Annotated in this window: 13 protein-coding genes; 5 read left to right on the forward strand and 8 right to left on the reverse strand. The window is 73.2% G+C overall.

The genetic code is table 11. From position 1 onward, the window contains the following. Positions 1–46 precede the first annotated feature (46 nt). Positions 47–1,411: a glutamine synthetase family protein gene (locus FB455_RS10505; RefSeq protein ID WP_145753119.1), complete on the reverse strand. Its 1,365-nt coding sequence runs from the start codon at positions 1,409–1,411 to the stop codon at positions 47–49. An 86-nt stretch (positions 1,412–1,497) separates the two neighbouring features. On the opposite strand from FB455_RS10505, the gene FB455_RS10510 reads away from it, so the two are divergent. Beyond that, positions 1,498–2,676, forward strand: coding sequence for a PQQ-dependent sugar dehydrogenase (locus FB455_RS10510; protein WP_145753121.1), 1,179 nt, complete (start codon positions 1,498–1,500; stop codon positions 2,674–2,676). Positions 2,677–2,705: 29 nt separating this feature from the next. On the opposite strand, the gene FB455_RS10515 is transcribed toward FB455_RS10510, so the two are convergent. The 7 genes from FB455_RS10515 to pcaF all read right to left on the reverse strand — a co-directional run bounded on the left by FB455_RS10515 (position 2,706) and on the right by pcaF (position 10,628). Next, entirely contained in the window at positions 2,706–3,083 is a 378-nt protein-coding gene (locus FB455_RS10515) for a nuclear transport factor 2 family protein (RefSeq protein WP_145753123.1), read from the reverse strand. 29 nt (positions 3,084–3,112) lie between these two features. Continuing rightward, positions 3,113–4,687, reverse strand: a complete 1,575-nt coding sequence (locus tag FB455_RS10520; protein WP_145753126.1) for an amino acid permease — start codon at positions 4,685–4,687, stop codon at positions 3,113–3,115. 261 nt (positions 4,688–4,948) lie between these two features. Next, entirely contained in the window at positions 4,949–5,695 is a 747-nt protein-coding gene (locus FB455_RS10525) for an MBL fold metallo-hydrolase (RefSeq protein WP_013284641.1), read from the reverse strand. Positions 5,696–5,742: 47 nt separating this feature from the next. Then, positions 5,743–6,243: a DUF456 domain-containing protein gene (locus tag FB455_RS10530; RefSeq protein ID WP_013284640.1), complete on the reverse strand. Its 501-nt coding sequence runs from the start codon at positions 6,241–6,243 to the stop codon at positions 5,743–5,745. An 88-nt stretch (positions 6,244–6,331) separates the two neighbouring features. Further along, positions 6,332–8,482 carry a putative bifunctional diguanylate cyclase/phosphodiesterase gene (locus FB455_RS10535; RefSeq protein WP_013284639.1) on the reverse strand — a complete coding sequence of 717 codons (2,151 nt, stop codon included), beginning with the start codon at positions 8,480–8,482 and terminating at the stop codon, positions 6,332–6,334. A 5-nt stretch (positions 8,483–8,487) separates the two neighbouring features. Beyond that, positions 8,488–9,306, reverse strand: coding sequence for an SAM-dependent methyltransferase (locus FB455_RS10540; RefSeq protein WP_013284638.1), 819 nt, complete (start codon positions 9,304–9,306; stop codon positions 8,488–8,490). 116 nt (positions 9,307–9,422) lie between these two features. Beyond that, the gene (gene pcaF, locus FB455_RS10545; protein WP_145753128.1) at positions 9,423–10,628 is read right to left on the reverse strand and encodes a 3-oxoadipyl-CoA thiolase; all 1,206 of its coding nucleotides are present in this window, start codon (positions 10,626–10,628) and stop codon (positions 9,423–9,425) included. 98 nt (positions 10,629–10,726) lie between these two features. On the opposite strand from pcaF, the gene FB455_RS10550 reads away from it, so the two are divergent. The 4 genes from FB455_RS10550 (at position 10,727) to FB455_RS10565 (ending at position 14,906) form a co-directional block, all read left to right on the forward strand. After that, entirely contained in the window at positions 10,727–11,692 is a 966-nt protein-coding gene (locus tag FB455_RS10550) for a glutathione S-transferase family protein (protein ID WP_013284636.1), read from the forward strand. Beyond that, the gene (locus FB455_RS10555; RefSeq protein WP_145753130.1) at positions 11,685–12,353 is read left to right on the forward strand and encodes a DUF998 domain-containing protein; all 669 of its coding nucleotides are present in this window, start codon (positions 11,685–11,687) and stop codon (positions 12,351–12,353) included. The genes FB455_RS10550 and FB455_RS10555 overlap by 8 nt, the downstream gene beginning before the upstream one ends. Positions 12,354–12,489: 136 nt before the next feature. Then, on the forward strand, positions 12,490–13,770 hold the full coding sequence (locus FB455_RS10560; RefSeq protein ID WP_186461575.1) for a dicarboxylate/amino acid:cation symporter: 1,281 nt from the start codon (positions 12,490–12,492) through the stop codon (positions 13,768–13,770). Positions 13,771–13,838: 68 nt separating this feature from the next. After that, positions 13,839–14,906, forward strand: coding sequence for an NADH:flavin oxidoreductase/NADH oxidase (locus tag FB455_RS10565; protein ID WP_145753132.1), 1,068 nt, complete (start codon positions 13,839–13,841; stop codon positions 14,904–14,906). Positions 14,907–14,914: the final 8 nt, after the last annotated feature.

The raw sequence follows: 14,914 nt of genomic DNA on the forward strand, positions 1-14,914 counted from the left end.
AGAGCGGGGCGCGAGGGCGGGCGCGGCGGCGGGGAGTGCGGCGAGGTCAGAGGCGTTCGAAGCCACGGGTCAGCTCCCAGTCGGTCACCGCGGCGTCGAAGGCGGTCAGCTCGACCTTCGCCTGGTTGGCGTAGTGGGCCGCCACCTCGTCGCCGAACGCCGCCCGGGCCACCTCCGAGCGCTGCCACAGCTCCAGCGCGTCGCGCAGCGTGGTGGGCACCCGCTCGGCGTCCGGGTCGTCGTACGCGTTGCCGGTGCACTCCTCCGCCAGCTCCAGCTCGTTCTCGATGCCGTGCACCGCCCCGGCCACCAGCGCGGCGATCGCCAGGTACGGGTTGACGTCGGCCCCCGGCACCCGGTTCTCCACCCGCATCCCCTGCCCGTGCCCGACCAGCCGCAGCGCGCAGGTGCGGTTGTCGGTGCCCCAGCGCAGCGCGGTCGGCGCGAACGAGCCGGGCTGGTAGCGCTTGTAGGAGTTGATGTTCGGCGCGAAGAACAGGCTGAACTCGCGCATGGTGGCGAGCAGCCCGGCCAGCACCCGCTGCCCGGTGACGCTCAGGTGCGCCGGCCCGTCACCCAGCATCGCCGACGCTCCGGAGGCGTCGCGCAGCGAGAAGTGGATGTGGCAGGAGTTGCCCTCCCGCTCGTTCGGCTTCGCCATGAACGTGATCGCCATGCCCTCCTGGGCGGCGATCTCCTTCGCGCCGTTCTTGTAGATGACGTGGTGGTCGGCGCAGCGCACCGCCTCGTCGTACCGGAAGGCGATCTCGTGCTGGCCGAGGTTGCACTCGCCCTTCGCGCTCTCCGGGGTGAGCCCCGCGCCGGCCATCTCGGTGCGGATGCGGCGCAGCAGCGGCTCGACCCGGGCGGTGCCGAGCAGCGAGTAGTCCACGTTGTACTGGTTGGCCGGGGTCAGGTCGCGGTAGCCGCGCTGCCACGCCTCCTCGTACGAGTCGCGGTAGAGCACGAACTCCAACTCGGTGCCGGCGTACGCGGTCAGCCCGTGCGCGGCCAGCCGGTCGAGCTGCCTACGCAGGATCTGCCGGGGAGAGGCGACCACCGGGCCGGAGCCGTCCAGCCACTCCAGGTCGGCCAGCAGCAGCGCGGACCCGGGCTGCCAGGGCGTCCGGCGCAGCGTGTCCAGGTCGGGGCGCATGGCGAAGTCGCCGTAGCCGCGTTCCCAGCTCGACATCGCGTATCCGTCGACGGTGTTCATGTCGACGTCCACGGCGAGCAGGTAGTTGCAGCCCTCGCTGCCGTGCGTGACCACCTGGTCGAGGAAGTAGGGCGCGTGGAACCGCTTGCCCTGCAGTCGGCCCTGCATGTCGGTGAGGGCGAGCACCACCGTGTCGATCTCACCCTCGGTGACGGCGACCCGCAACTGTTCCAGCGAGAGCGGCGTTTGCTTCATCAGGGGCCTCCATCACCAAGGTCTACTGGCAAACCGGATCACCGTCAATGCCCCGGCGGGGCCGGTGGCGAAACCGAGGAGCACACATGCGTCGTCGTACCGTCGCCGTCGTCGCCGCCGTCCTCGCCATCGTGCTCGCCGTGACCGACGCCCACGCGGGCGACCGGCCCACCGGCGAGCGACCCGCGGACGGCCCGGACCGGCCGGTCCCCGCGGGCGCGCAGCAGCGCCCGGTCGTGCTCGACCTGCGCGGCTTCGACGGACGTGCCGGCTGGTCCGGCTACGACCTGACCCGCCCCCGCGTCGTCACGACCGGGCTGGAGGCGCCGTGGGGGCTTGACTTCCTGCCCGACGGCAGCGCCCTGGTCGCGCAGCGGGACCGGGGGACGATCCTGCGCGTACGCCCGGGACGCCCGGCCCGGCAGGTGGCCCGGATCGCCGACGTGGCCGCGGGCGGCGAGGCGGGCCTGCTCGGGCTCGCGGTCTCCCCCGGGTACCGCCGGGACCGGTGGGTCTACGCCGCCTACACCACCGCGACCGACATCCGGATCGTCCGGTTCCGACTCGGCTCGTCCCGGGCGCCGCAGGTGCTGGTGAGCGGCATCGCCCGCAGCGCCGTGCACGACGGCGGCCGGATCGCGTTCGGCCCCGACGGCATGCTCTACGCCGGGATCGGCGACGCCGGGGTGGCCGCCCGCGCACAGGACTTGACCAGCCGCAACGGCAAGATCCTGCGCATCCGCCCGGACGGCGGCGTGCCGCCGGGCAACCCGTTCCCCGGCTCGCTCGTCTACAGCTACGGCCACCGCAACGTGCAGGGCCTCGCCTGGGACCGGCAGGGGCGGCTGTTCGCCACCGAGTTCGGGCAGAGCACCTGGGACGAGGTGAACCGGATCGTGCCCGGCGGCAACTACGGCTGGCCGCTCGTCGAGGGCGTCGCCGGTGACCCCCGGTTCCGCGACCCGGTCGTCGTCTGGCCGCCCGCGCAGGCGTCCCCGAGCGGCGCCGCGTTCACCAGGGGCACGCTCTACGTCGCCGCGCTGCGGGGCGCCCGGCTCTGGGCGGTGCCCGTCGACCCCGCCGGCCGCGTGGGCGTACCGGTGGCGGAGCTGGCCGGCACCTACGGCCGCCTGCGTACCGTCGAGGCGGCGCCGGACGGCGCGCTGTGGGTGGCGACCAGCAACCGCGACGGCCGCGGCACCCCGGCGGCCGGCGACGACCGCATCCTCCGCTTCCCGCTCACCCACCGCCGCCCCACGATGTGACCCCGGAGGTACGCGGACAGCCGGCGGCGTCAGATCGGCTGGACCCAGGCGGATCGCCACTGCGGTGACGGGTCCGCGCCGAGGCTCGTCCAGTACTCCCGGCCGTCGACGATCCGCCCGTCGCACACGGTCCAGAACGACGCGACGCGGTGCACGCCGATCTCCTCGTGCGGCACCTCCACCTCGGACACCACCGTGTCGCCCGACGCCACCACCCGCAGCACCCGGATCGACCAGCCCTCCGGGTACTCGGCGTTGACCTTCACGTAGTTGTCGCGGCCCACGATCCGCTCGGCGCTGACCGGCCACTCGACGACCACGTCGTCGGCCAGCAGGTCGCCGACGCCGGTCCAGTCCCGGGCCTGCATGCGATCCCACAACGCGCGTACCACCGCTTCCGAGTCCATCGCCGGATCATGGCAGGCCCCACCGACAGCTACGACGGCTCGGCGGGCTCCGGCTCCGGATCGGCCTGGTCGACGGTGCGGCGCGGGCCGGTGAACCACTTGCGGGCCGAGGCGTACCACCAGATGGCGACGCCGAGCAGCACGCCACCGATCGCGATCGGCGCGTAGTTGACAGCCGTCCAGCTGAAGTCGGGGTTGCCGGGCACACCCGCCGGGACGATCGGCAGCACGAAGTAGACCGAGATGACGGCGATCTCGACCACCGCGATCCAGCCGAGCAGCTTGTAGCGGCGGCCGAGCGTCCACGGGCCCGGGGTGAACCGGTCGCCCATCCGCAGCCGCAGGAAGATCGGGATGATGAAGGACAGGTACAGCCCGATCACCGCGACCGAGACCACCGCGTAGAACGCGACCGGGATGCCGCCGCGCTGGTAGAGCGCGGGCAGCGTGAGCACCAGCCCGGCGAGCGTCGCGCCGATGATGGCGTTCACCGGCGTGCCGTTGCGGTTCACCCTCGACCAGAGGCGCCAGCCGGGCACAGCGCGGTCCCGGCTGAACGCGTACGCCATCCGCGACATCGACGTCACGCAGCTCATGCCGCAGAAGAACTGCCCGATGGTGGAGATGATGATGACGGCCTTGAAGAAGAACGGCGTCAGCGCGCTCTCGAAGATCGCCCCGGAGAAGCCGCCCGCCTCGTTGATCGCGTCCACGTCGGTGGCCGCGAACAGGAACGCCAGCAGCAGGATCCAGCCGCCCACCGCCGAGTAGAAGATCGACCGCCACAGCCCCTGCGCGGCGGCCTTGGACGCGCCCCGGGTCTCCTCGGAGACGTGCGCGCAGGCGTCGAAGCCGGTGATCGTGTACTGCGTGAGCAGGAAGCCCAGCGGCAGCACGTAGAACCAGAACGCCAGCCCGCCGGTGTCGCCGTCACCGAAGCCGGAGTTGTTGAACCGCTCGGTGAACACGAACTGGAAGCTCTGGTGGTTGTCCGGGACGAGGACCAGGATCAGCACCACGGCGGCCGCGCCTGCCACGTGCCACCAGACCGAGACGTTCTGGAGTACGTCGATGATCCGGTGCCCGTAGATGTTGATCAGCCCGTGCAGCGCGAGGATCACCACGAACAGCCCGAACGTCTGGTGCCCGGTGCCGGCCCAGCCGTCGAACAGCGCCGACAGCGTCAGGTTGAGGAACGTGGCGCAGCCGTAGTCGACCGACGCGGTCACCGCGACCAGCCCGATCAGGTTGAGCCAGCCGGTGAACCAGCCGTGCACCGGCCGGCCCATGGTCGCCGCCCACCAGTAGATCCCGCCCGCGGTCGGGTACGCGGACACCAGCTCGGCCAGGCAGAAGCCGATGATCAGGATGAACAGCGAGATCAGCGGCCAGCCCCAGGAGATCGCCACCGGGCCGCCGTTGTTCCACGCCTGGCCGAACGTGGTGAAGCAGCCGGCCAGGATCGAGATGATGGAGAACGAGATCGCGAAGTTGGAGAAGCCGCTCCACTTGCGGCGCAGCTCCTGTTTGTAGCCGAGTTCGGCCAGTCGTCGGGCGTCGTCGTCCATCGGCTGCTCGGCGGTCGGCGCGGGCGTCGTGGCCACTGCACACCTCCTCGAGGCGATCCTCGTGCGAGTGCTCGCAGTGTGCTCCCGGCCGATCAAGGTGGTCAATACGCGCGCCGGTAATTGCGTTGTCGCCGGATCCCACCGGGGGCATCATTGTGGGCGTGACCAGGCCCGACCCGACGGGCCGGCACCGGGCGCTCGGCAACGCCCGGTCCGCGGCGGCGCGCGGCGTCCACCTCTCTCTCACTGAAGTACGGCGATCGGCCGTACCCTCCGGACGCCCCGCGCCGCCGCTCCCTACCGGCCGACGGTCACGGTCAAGCCGGGCGCAGCCACCTCCACCGGGCCGGCGAACCCGCGCCGTACGGCGGCCAGCGCCTCCCGCGGCTCCGTCCCCGGCCAGAGATGGGTGAGCAGCAGGCGCCGCACCCCGGCCTCGGCGGCGTACCGGCCGACCTCGACGGCGCTGGACAGGTTCCCCTCGTGCCGCTGCGGGATGTCGTCCGGATAGGTCGCCTCCGCGATCAGCAGGTCCGCGTCGCGGGCCAGCTCCACCAGCGCCGGGCTGGGTCCGGTGTCCCCGGTGTAGGCGAGCACCAGGCCCGCCGCCGAGAACCGGGCCCCGGCGTTCGGCACCCAGTGCGGCAACGCGAACGTCCGCACCTCGTACGGCCCGAGACGCAGCGTCTCCCCCGGGGTGAACCCGGTCAGCCGGTACCCGGGTTCGAGCAGGCCCGGCTCGTCGATCGCGAGCAGTCCGGCGAGGCTGCCGGTGGGGGCGTACACCGGCAGGGGCGGCCCGGACCGGTTCGCGAGCACCCGGGCGCGGACCAGCGGTTGCAGGTCGGCGCAGTGGTCGGGGTGGCCGTGGCTGACGTAGACGGCGTCGACGTGCTCCGCCCTCGTGAGCGCCAGCAACGGTTGCAGCGTCGCGTAGCCGGGGTCGATCAGCAGCCGGAAGCCGTCGTGTTCGACGAGGAAGCCGGCGCAGGCCTGGTGGGCGGTGGGGAAGGCGCCGAGGCCGCCCAGGACTGTTGTCCGCATCCGGTCGACCGTACCGGTGGGGTAGCCGCCGGGTGGTCCGGCGACGGTCAGACGAACAGCAGCCCCGCGACCCACAGCGCGGCGATCATCAGGCCGGCGGTGAACTCCAGGACCATCGACAACCCGGCGGCCTTGAGCGCCTGCACCGTGGCCGGCCAGGCGAGGCGGGTGTCGCCGAGCCGCAGCCGTTCGGCGCCGAAGATCCCGCCGACGAAGCCGATCGGCAGCCCGACCACCGGGATCACGAAGAACCCGACCACGCCGAGCAGGCCGCCCGCCAGCAGCGAGGTGGTGGGCACGCCGGTCCGCTTCAGGTTGCGCCCCGGCCAGAGGTACTTGAGCACGGTGCCACCGGCGGCGATCGCCGTGGCGGCGGCGAGCACCGCCCAGCGGCCCGGCCCGGCGTCGCCGAACAGCGTCCACACCAGTACGCCGCCCCAGCACAGCGGCAGCGCCGGTAACCCGGGCACCACCACCCCGGCCAGTCCGGCGACGATCGCCAGCGCGGCGACCACCGACACCACGGCCTGCGAATCGGTGAGGCTCACCGGTTCTCCCTTCCTCGCCTGCCGCGTGCGCGGGAGGTGCTAAGCGGGGCCCCCTCCTCTACCGGAGGCGTTAAGAGGGGGCCCTTCCTTACCCGCCCAGGCGGGCGCGGATGCCGTCGGCGGGCATCGGGGCCCCGAACAGCCGGCCCTGCCCGGTGTCGCAGCGCAGCGCCCGCAGCCGTTCGGCCTGCACCTCGGTCTCCACCGCCTCGGCCGTCACCGACAGCTCCAGCGCGTGCGCCAGCCGGACCAGCGCGTCCACGATCCGCTCGTCCCGATGGTCGGCGACCGCGTCCCCGCCGTCACCCCGGATCCCCTCGACGAACGGGCCGGCCAGCTTCACGCAGTGGATCGGCAGCCGCCGCAGGTACGCGAGGTTCGAGTAGCCGGTGCCGAAGTCGTCGATGGCCAGCCGCAGCCCGAGGCCGGCGAGCTGGTGCAGCGTCCGCAGCGGCTCGCCGGCGCTGCCCATGACGGCGCTCTCGGTCAGCTCCAGCTGCAACAGCTCGGCCGGCAGGCCGGTGTGCTGCAACGCCTCCGCCACCGTCTCCACGATGGCCGGGTCGTCGGCCTGCCGGGCGGCCAGGTTGACGCTCACCACCGGCGTGGTGTCCGGGTACGCGCGCCGCCACGACTCGGCGTCGCGGCACGCCTGACGCAGCACCCAGGCGCCGAGCCGGACGATCAGGCCGGTCTCCTCGGCCAGCCCGATGAACCGGTCCGGCCCGATCAGCCCCAGCTCCGGGTGCTGCCAGCGCACCAGCGCCTCGACCGCCACCATCGTGCCGTCCAGCAGCGACACGATCGGCTGGTAGTGCAGCACGAACTCGCCCCGGTCCAGCGCGGCGGGCAGGTTCGCGGCCAGCGCGGAGCGGGCGATGTCGGCGGCGCTGCGCTCCGGGTCGTACACCGCCCAGCGGCCCCGGCCCTCCGCCTTGGCCCAGTAGAGCGTGGTGTCGGCGGCCTTCATCAGGTCGCCGACGCTCGTCTCCGCCGCCGGGCACTCCACGATGCCGATGCTCGCCGACACGGCGAGCTGCTGGTCACCGACGTGCACCGGCGCGGACACCGCGGCCAGCGCCAGCTCGGCGACCTCCACCGCGTCGTCGATGCCGCCGTCGGAGTCGACCAGGATGACGAACTCGTCGCCACCCATCCGGGCCACCAGGTGGCCGCGCCCGGCCACGCAGTCGCTGAGCCGGCGGGCGATCACCTTGAGCAGCCGGTCGCCCAGGTCGTGGCCGAGGCTGTCGTTCACCGCCTTGAAGCCGTCCAGGTCGATGAAGCACAGCCCGACGCGCTGCTCCGGACCGGCGCCGTCGAAGACGTCGCCGAGCGTCTCGAAGAACAGCGTCCGGTTGGGCAGGCCGGTCAGCGGGTCGTGCAGCGCCTGGAAGCGCAGCCGCTGCTGCAACTCGTACCGCTGGGTGATGTCCTCCACCATCGCCACGGTGAACCGGGGCCGGCCGTCGTCGTGCCGGATGAGCGAGACCGCGAGGTCGGTCCAGACCACGCTGCCGTCCTTGCGGTAGTAGCGCTTCTCCACCCGCGCGCTGTCCCGCTTGCCCTCGATCAGCTCCTGGTACAGCTCCCACATCCCGGCCGCGTCGTCGGGGTGGAACAACGCCGAGACGTTCATCCGCCGCATCTCCGCGACGGCGTAGCCGAGCATGTCCGCGAACGACTGGTTGACCTCGATGATCTGCCCGTCCACCCCGGCGATGCCGATGCCGATGGCGGCGCCGGTGAAGACCGCCCGGAACCGCGCCTCGCTGTCCCGCAGCGCCTGCTCGACGGTGTCCCGGGCCTGCCACGCGGACCGGGCGATCCGCTCCTGCTGGCTGAAGACCCGGTCGCGCAGCGCGCGGGCGAACCCGGCGGCGAACGCGCCCTGGAGCAGCGCGACCCGCTCACGCAGCTCCGGCGACTCGGTGCGCGACGGCAGCACCCAGGGCAGGAACCGGTCGCCGAGCGCCTGCACCGACCAGTCGAGCACGCCGGGCTCGGTGAGGTGCGCCTGGACCAGGGCACGCCCCACCTCCTCCGCCGGGCGGGCGGAGAAGGTGGGGGCGAGCAGGGCCTCGCCGAGTCGCTCGGTGAGCGGCACCAGCAGGCGCTCGGTCTCGGCCGCGCTCAGCGGCACGAACCCGATACGGCGCACCGCGCGAGCCCACTCGGCGGCGTACGCGGCGGCGCCGGGCCGGCTGACGTCTCCCCCGTCGCTGTCCGGGGCGCGCATGGGGCTCAGCCGTCGGCGCGGTCGTGCCGGGCGACGCCGCCGAAGGCCCCGAACCGCTCCGGGTGCTCGTCCACGTCCGACGGGGAGTCGGGCCGCCACAGCGGCATGTGCACGACGCCCGGTTCGAGGATCGTCCAGTCGCCGAAGAAGCCGGTGATCTCGGCCCGCGAGCGCAGCGTGATCTCGGTGGCGGTACGCGCCGACAGCCGCTGCGCGTCCAGCATCTCCTGCGGCTGGTCCTCGAACGTGGAGTGGGAGATGACCAGGTAGCTGCCGGGTGCGGCGGCGGCGCGCAGCGTGGCCAGGATGTCGGCCGGGCGGTCGGCGTCGGGCACGAAGTGCACCACGCCGGCGAGCAGGATGCCCAGCGGCCGGTCGAAGTCGATCAGGCCGCTGGCGCGGGCGTGGTCCAGGATCAGCTTCGGCTCGCGCAGGTCGGCCAGGATCGCCGTGGCCCGGTCGTTGCCGGCGAGCAGTTCGTGGCTGTGCGCCACGGCAACCGGGTCGATGTCCACGTACACGATGCGGGCGTCCGGGTCGGCGGCCTGGGCGACCTCGTGCACGTTGCCGACGGTGGGGATGCCGGAGCCGACGTCGAGGAACTGGTCGATGCCGGCGTCGAGCAGCACCCGTACGGCCCGGCGCAGGAACTCCCGCCCGGAGCGCATGGTGGCGGCCAGGTTCGGCGTCATCGCCGCGATCTGTTCGGCGAGCTGCCGGTCGATCTCGAAGTTGTGCGCCCCACCGAGGAAGTAGTCGTAGACCCGGGCGGCGCTCGGCCGGGTCAGGTCGATCTCGGTGGGCAGGCTCTCCGGCGTCTGCATCGCTCGGTCCCCCAGGTCGTCGTCCGCCGTCGATGGCGGATCATGTGGTCCAGACCACTCTAGGCCGGTACGGCCGGGTTCGGGAGATCCACTGGAGGCGATGCCGGCGGCCCGGGTCAGGCAGCCGACTCCAGCAGCAGCGAGATGCCCTGGCCGACACCGATGCACATGGTGGCGAGCGCCCGCCGGCCGCCCCGGCGGCGCAGTTCCAGCGCGGCGGTCAACGCCAGCCGGGCGCCGCTGGCGCCGAGCGGGTGACCCAGCGCGATCGCCCCGCCGCCCGGGTTGACGTGCTCGGCGTCCTCCGGCAGGCCCAGCTCGCGCAGCACCGCCACGGACTGTGCGGCGAACGCCTCGTTCAGCTCGATCACGTCCACGTCGGTGAGCGACAGGCCCGTCCGGTCGAGCAGCTTGCGGGTCGCCGGGACCGGGCCGATGCCCATGATCCGTGGCGGTACGCCCGCCGACGCGGCACCGCGTACCCGGGCCAGCGGGGTGAGGCCGTAGCGCTCGACGGCGGCCGCGGAGGCGACCAGCAGCGCGACGGCGCCGTCGTTGACGCCGGAGGAGTTGCCGGCGGTCACAGTGCCGCCCTCGCGGAACGGGGTGGGCAGCGCCGCGAGCTTCTCCAGCGACGTCTCGCGCGGGTGCTCGTCGGCCTCGACCAGCTTCGTCTCGCGCTTGCCCGCGGGCACCGTCACCGGGACGATCTCCTCGGCCAGCCGGCCGTCGGCCTGCGCCTTGGCGGCCCGCTGCTGCGACCGGTACGCGAAGGCGTCCTGCGCGGCCCGGTCCACGCCGAACTCCGCTGCCACGTTCTCCGCCGTCTCCGGCATCGAGTCGATGCCCCACCCCTTGCGCATCAGCGGGTTCACCAGCCGCCAGCCGATCGTGGTGTCGTACACCTCGGCGGTGCGGGCGAACGGCGTGGCCGCCTTCGGCATGACGAACGGCGCGCGGCTCATGCTCTCCACGCCGCCGGCCACCACCAGGTCGGCCTCCCCGGCGACGATCGCGCGGGCGGCGGAGGCGAGCGCGTCCAGGCCGGAGCCGCAGAGCCGGTTGACGGCGCTGCCCGGCACCTCCTCCGGCAGGCCGCCGAGCAGCGCGGCCATCCGGGCCACGTTGCGGTTGTCCTCGCCGGCCTGGTTGGCGCAGCCCAGGATCACGTCGTCGGTGCGGGCCCAGTCGACCGAGGGGTGGCGGGCCACCAGCTCGCGGACGACGTGCGCGGCCAGGTCGTCGGGGCGGACCCCTGCCAGCGCGCCGGCGTACCGGCCGATCGGGGTGCGGACTCCGGCAACGAGATAGGCCACTGTCATCGCGCGTACGTCCTTCGGGGGTGGGAAGGGGTCGGTCGGCGGGTCGCGGGGGTACCCGGCGCCAGGATATCCGTGACCGGAGCGGATAGGTTTGCCGCATGTCCGGGGCCCAGTTCAGCGCAGAGACCAGCGGTGGCGGCGCGTTCGTCCGCCAGCCCAACCGGTTCACCGGCCGGGTCACTCCGCACTCCACGTCACCCGAGGGGGGCGGGCCGGACGAGCAGGGACGCTGGCCGCTGGAGGCGGGCCGCTACCGGCTGATCTGGTGCCGGGCCTGCCCGTGGGCGCACCGGGCCCGGATCGTGCGCGGCCTGCTCGGGCTGGACGAGGTGATCTCGCTGGGCACCGTCGACCCGATCCGGGACGAGCGGGGCTGGCGGTTCGCGCTCGACCCGGACGGCTTCGACCCGGTGCTCGGCATCGGCTTCCTGTCCGAGGCGTATCTGTCCACCGACAGGGACTACACCGGCCGGGTGACGGTGCCGGCGCTCGTGGACACGCTCACCGGACGAGTCGTGACGAACGACTATCCGCAGCTCACGCTGGACTTCTCGACCGAGTGGCGGCGGTTCCACGCGCCGGACGCGCCGGATCTGTACCCGGTCGAGCTGCGCCCGGAGATGGACGCGCTGATGGCGGAGATCCACCGGGACGTCAACAACGGCGTCTACCGGTGCGGCTTCGCCACCTCCCAGGAGGCGTACGACGAGGCGTTCACCGCGCTGTTCGCCCGCCTCGACGCGCTGAGCGAGCGGCTGGCCGGGCGGCGCTACCTGATGGGCGACGCGATCACCGAGGCGGACGTGCGCCTGTTCACCACGCTGGTGCGCTTCGACGTGGCGTACCACGGCCACTTCAAGTGCAACGAGCGCAAGCTCACCGAGATGCCGGTGCTGTGGGCGTACGCGCGGGACCTGTTCCAGACGCCGGGCTTCGGCGAGACGGTGGACTTCGACCACATCAAGCGGCACTACTACGCCACCCACGACATGATCAACCCGACCCGGATCGTGCCGCTGGGGCCGGACCTGTCCGGCTGGACCACCCCGCACGGACGTGGCTGAGGACACCGGCCGCCGGATCGCCGCCGCGTTCGCCGCCGTCTGCCTGGCAGCCGGCGCGGCAGCGGTGACTGTCGCGGTGATCGCCGGTCCCGGCCCGGGCCCCATCGCGTACGTGAGTGAGGCGGGCATCACCGACAGCGGGTACGCCGGGGCGTACCGGATCGGGATCTTCTCGGTGGCCGCGTCGCTGCTGCTGCTCGCCGGGGCGCTGCCACCGGGGTTGCGGGCGGCGGCCGGGCTGCTCGGCGTCGGCGCGGTCGCCACGGTGCTCTCCGGCGCCGTCACGTGCAGCGAGGGCTGCCCGCTGCCGCCGTTCGAGGCCACAACGGTGGCCGACCTGGTGCACGGCGGTGCGAGCATCGCGGCGACCGCCGCGGTGGTGCTCGCCATGCTCGTACTGCTGTTCTCCCCGGCGGCGGACCAGGGGCTGCGGCGGATCGCCGCGGTCGGCGCGGCGGTGGCGCTGCCGGTGGCCGCCGTAGTAGCGGCGGCGCTGCTCCTGGTCGGGCGCAGCGCGCTGCTCGGGGTGTCGGAGCGGGTGCTGCTGGTCGTGGTCGCCGCCTGGGGACTGGTCACCTCCGGCTACCTGGCTGTAAGGAGCCTCACCGGCGACGGTCCTTCCGTTCCGGCCCGGGGCGGGAGTAACGTGTCGCGACGATGACCAATGTCTGGTGCCTCACCGAGCGCCTGTACGTCGATCTGCGACGGCAGGCCAGCGGCGTCTGTCCGGCGTAGCTCCACGCCCCGACGCCCGCCTTCCCTCTCCAGACCTTGGATCCGTCCTCATGACTTCCGCCCTGCGCAGAATCCCCTTCTCCGTCCAGATCCTGCTCGGCCTCGTGCTCGGCGTGGCGCTCGGTTTCCTCGCCCGCGCCGCCGACCTCGCCTGGCTGACCAGCACGCTCGACACCGTCGGCGGCCTCTTCGTCCAGCTCCTCAAGCTCGCCGTGCCGCCGCTGGTCTTCACCGCCATCGTGGTCAGCGTGGTCAGCCTGCGCGGCGTCGCCAACGCCGCCCGGCTGGCAGTCAAGACGCTGCTCTGGTTCGGCGTCACAGCGCTCATCGCGGTGAGCATCGGCATCGGCCTCGGCCTGCTCACCGACCCCGGCCGGGGCGTCAACCTGGACCCGGCCGGCGCCACCGCGCCGAAGACCACCGGCTCCTGGATCGACTTCCTCACCGGCATCGTCCCGACCAACCCGGTCGGCGCGTTCGTCGAGGGCAACGTCCTGCAGATCGTCTTCCTCGCCCTGGTGGTGGGCGCCGCCGCGCTGCTGGTCGGCGACGCCGCCGAACCGTTCGTGGCGCTCAACCGCTCGCTGCTCTCGATCGTGCAGAAGGCGCTCTGGTGGGTCATCCGGCTCGCCCCGATCGGCACGCTCGGCCTGATCGGCAACGCCGTCGCCTCGTACGGCTGGGACCTGCTCGCCCCGCTCGCGAAGTTCACCACAGCCGTCTACGTCGGCTGCGCGCTGGTGCTGTTCGTGGTCTACCCGGTGCTGCTCGCGGTGGCCGGCAAGCTCAACCCGCTGCGCTTCTTCGCCGGCGCCTGGCCCGCCATCGAGCTGGCGTTCGTCTCCCGCTCCTCGGTGGGCACCATGCCGGTGACCCAGCGCTCGGTCGAGCGCCTCGGCGTCCCCCGCGAGTACGCCTCCTTCGCGGTGCCGTTCGGCGCCACCACGAAGATGGACGGCTGCGCCGCCATCTACCCGGCGCTCGCCGCGATCTTCGTGGCGCAGGTCTTCGGCGTGAACCTGGGCGTCACCGACTACCTGCTGATCGCGTTCGTCTCGGTGGTGGGCTCGGCCGCGACCGCCGGCCTGACCGGCGCGATCGTCATGCTGACGCTGACCCTGAGCACGCTGGGCCTGCCTCTGGCCGGGGCCGGCCTGCTGCTGGCCATCGACCCGATCCTGGACATGATCCGTACCGCCACCAACGTGGCCGGGCAGGCCGTGGTGCCGACCATCGTGGCCGCCCGGGAGGGCACGCTCGACCGGGCCGCGTACGACTCGGCCGGCAAGCGCGACCTGATCGAGCCCGCCGAGACCGAGCGGCTCGACCCCGTACCCGCCTGATCCACACCCCTTCGGGTGCGTCTCCTGAGAAGGAGGCGCACCCGTTGCCACGACCGGAGGATCCGAGAATGAGCGCCCTGTTCACCCCGCTCGCCCTGCGCGGCGTCACGCTGCCCAACCGGATCGCGCTGGCGCCCATGTGCCAGTACAGCGCCGGGCCCGACGGCCTGCCCACCGACTGGCACCGGGTCCACCTCGGCTCCCGCGCGGTCGGCGGGGCCGGACTGGTGATCACCGAGGCGACGGCTGTGGTGCCCGAGGGCCGGATCAGCCCGCAGGACATCGGGCTCTGGTCCGGCGCGCACGTCGACGCGTGGCGGCCGATCACCGCGTTCGTCGCCGCCCACGGCGCGGTCCCGGCCGTGCAGCTCGCGCACGCCGGGTTCAAGGCGTCCACGTACCGGCCGTGGGCCCCGCGGCGCGGCGGCGTGCCGGACGCCGAGGGCGGCTGGACCCCTGTCGGCCCCGGCGACCAGCCGTTCGTGCCGGAGTACCGCACACCGACCGCGCTGGACGAGGCGGGCATCGCGGCCGTGGTGGACGCGTTCGCCACCGCCGCCGGACGGGCGCTCGACGCCGGGTTCGCCGCCGTGGAGATCCACGCCGCGCACGGCTACCTGCTGCACGAGTTCCTGTCCCCGCTGACCAACCGGCGCACCGACGGCTACGGCGGTGACCGGGCCGCCCGGATGCGGCTCACCCTGGAGGTGGCCCGCGCGGTACGCGCCGCCGTCGGCGAGTCCGTGCCGGTGCTGACCCGGATCTCCGCCACCGACTGGACCGACGACGGCTGGACCGTCGACGACAGCGTGGTGCTCGCCGGGGAACTGGCCGCCACCGGAGTCGACCTGATCGACACGTCCTCGGGCGGCGCGGCCGTCCAGGCGTCCATCCCGGTCGGCCCCGGCTACCAGGTGCCGCTGGCCGCCCGGATCCGCCGCGACGCCGGCGTGTCGACCGGCGCCGTGGGCCTGATCGTCGAGCCCGAGCAGGCCGAGCAGATCGTGGCCGGCGGCGAGGCGGACCTGGTGCTGCTGGGGCGGGAACTGCTGCGCGACCCGTACTGGCCGCGCCGCGCCGCCGCCAAGCTCGGCGCCACCCCGGCCTGGCCCGACCAGTACACCCGAGCCTTCTGACCCACCCC

The sequence above is a fragment of the Micromonospora sp. CNZ296 genome (genome assembly GCF_007827635.1).

Bases quoted from the DNA above. Each gene is read 5' to 3' on its own strand.
- FB455_RS10540 (WP_013284638.1), bottom strand. From the start codon at position 9,306: ATGCAGACGCCGGAGAGCCTGCCCACCGAGATCGACCTGACCCGGCCG.
- FB455_RS10535 (WP_013284639.1), bottom strand. From the start codon at position 8,482: ATGCGCGCCCCGGACAGCGACGGGGGAGACGTCAGCCGGCCCGGCGCC.
- pcaF (WP_145753128.1), bottom strand. From the start codon at position 10,628: ATGACAGTGGCCTATCTCGTTGCCGGAGTCCGCACCCCGATCGGCCGG.
- FB455_RS10550 (WP_013284636.1), top strand. From the start codon at position 10,727: ATGTCCGGGGCCCAGTTCAGCGCAGAGACCAGCGGTGGCGGCGCGTTC.
- FB455_RS10515 (WP_145753123.1), bottom strand. From the start codon at position 3,083: ATGGACTCGGAAGCGGTGGTACGCGCGTTGTGGGATCGCATGCAGGCC.
- FB455_RS10510 (WP_145753121.1), top strand. From the start codon at position 1,498: ATGCGTCGTCGTACCGTCGCCGTCGTCGCCGCCGTCCTCGCCATCGTG.
- FB455_RS10565 (WP_145753132.1), top strand. From the start codon at position 13,839: ATGAGCGCCCTGTTCACCCCGCTCGCCCTGCGCGGCGTCACGCTGCCC.
- FB455_RS10525 (WP_013284641.1), bottom strand. From the start codon at position 5,695: ATGCGGACAACAGTCCTGGGCGGCCTCGGCGCCTTCCCCACCGCCCAC.
- FB455_RS10505 (WP_145753119.1), bottom strand. From the start codon at position 1,411: ATGAAGCAAACGCCGCTCTCGCTGGAACAGTTGCGGGTCGCCGTCACC.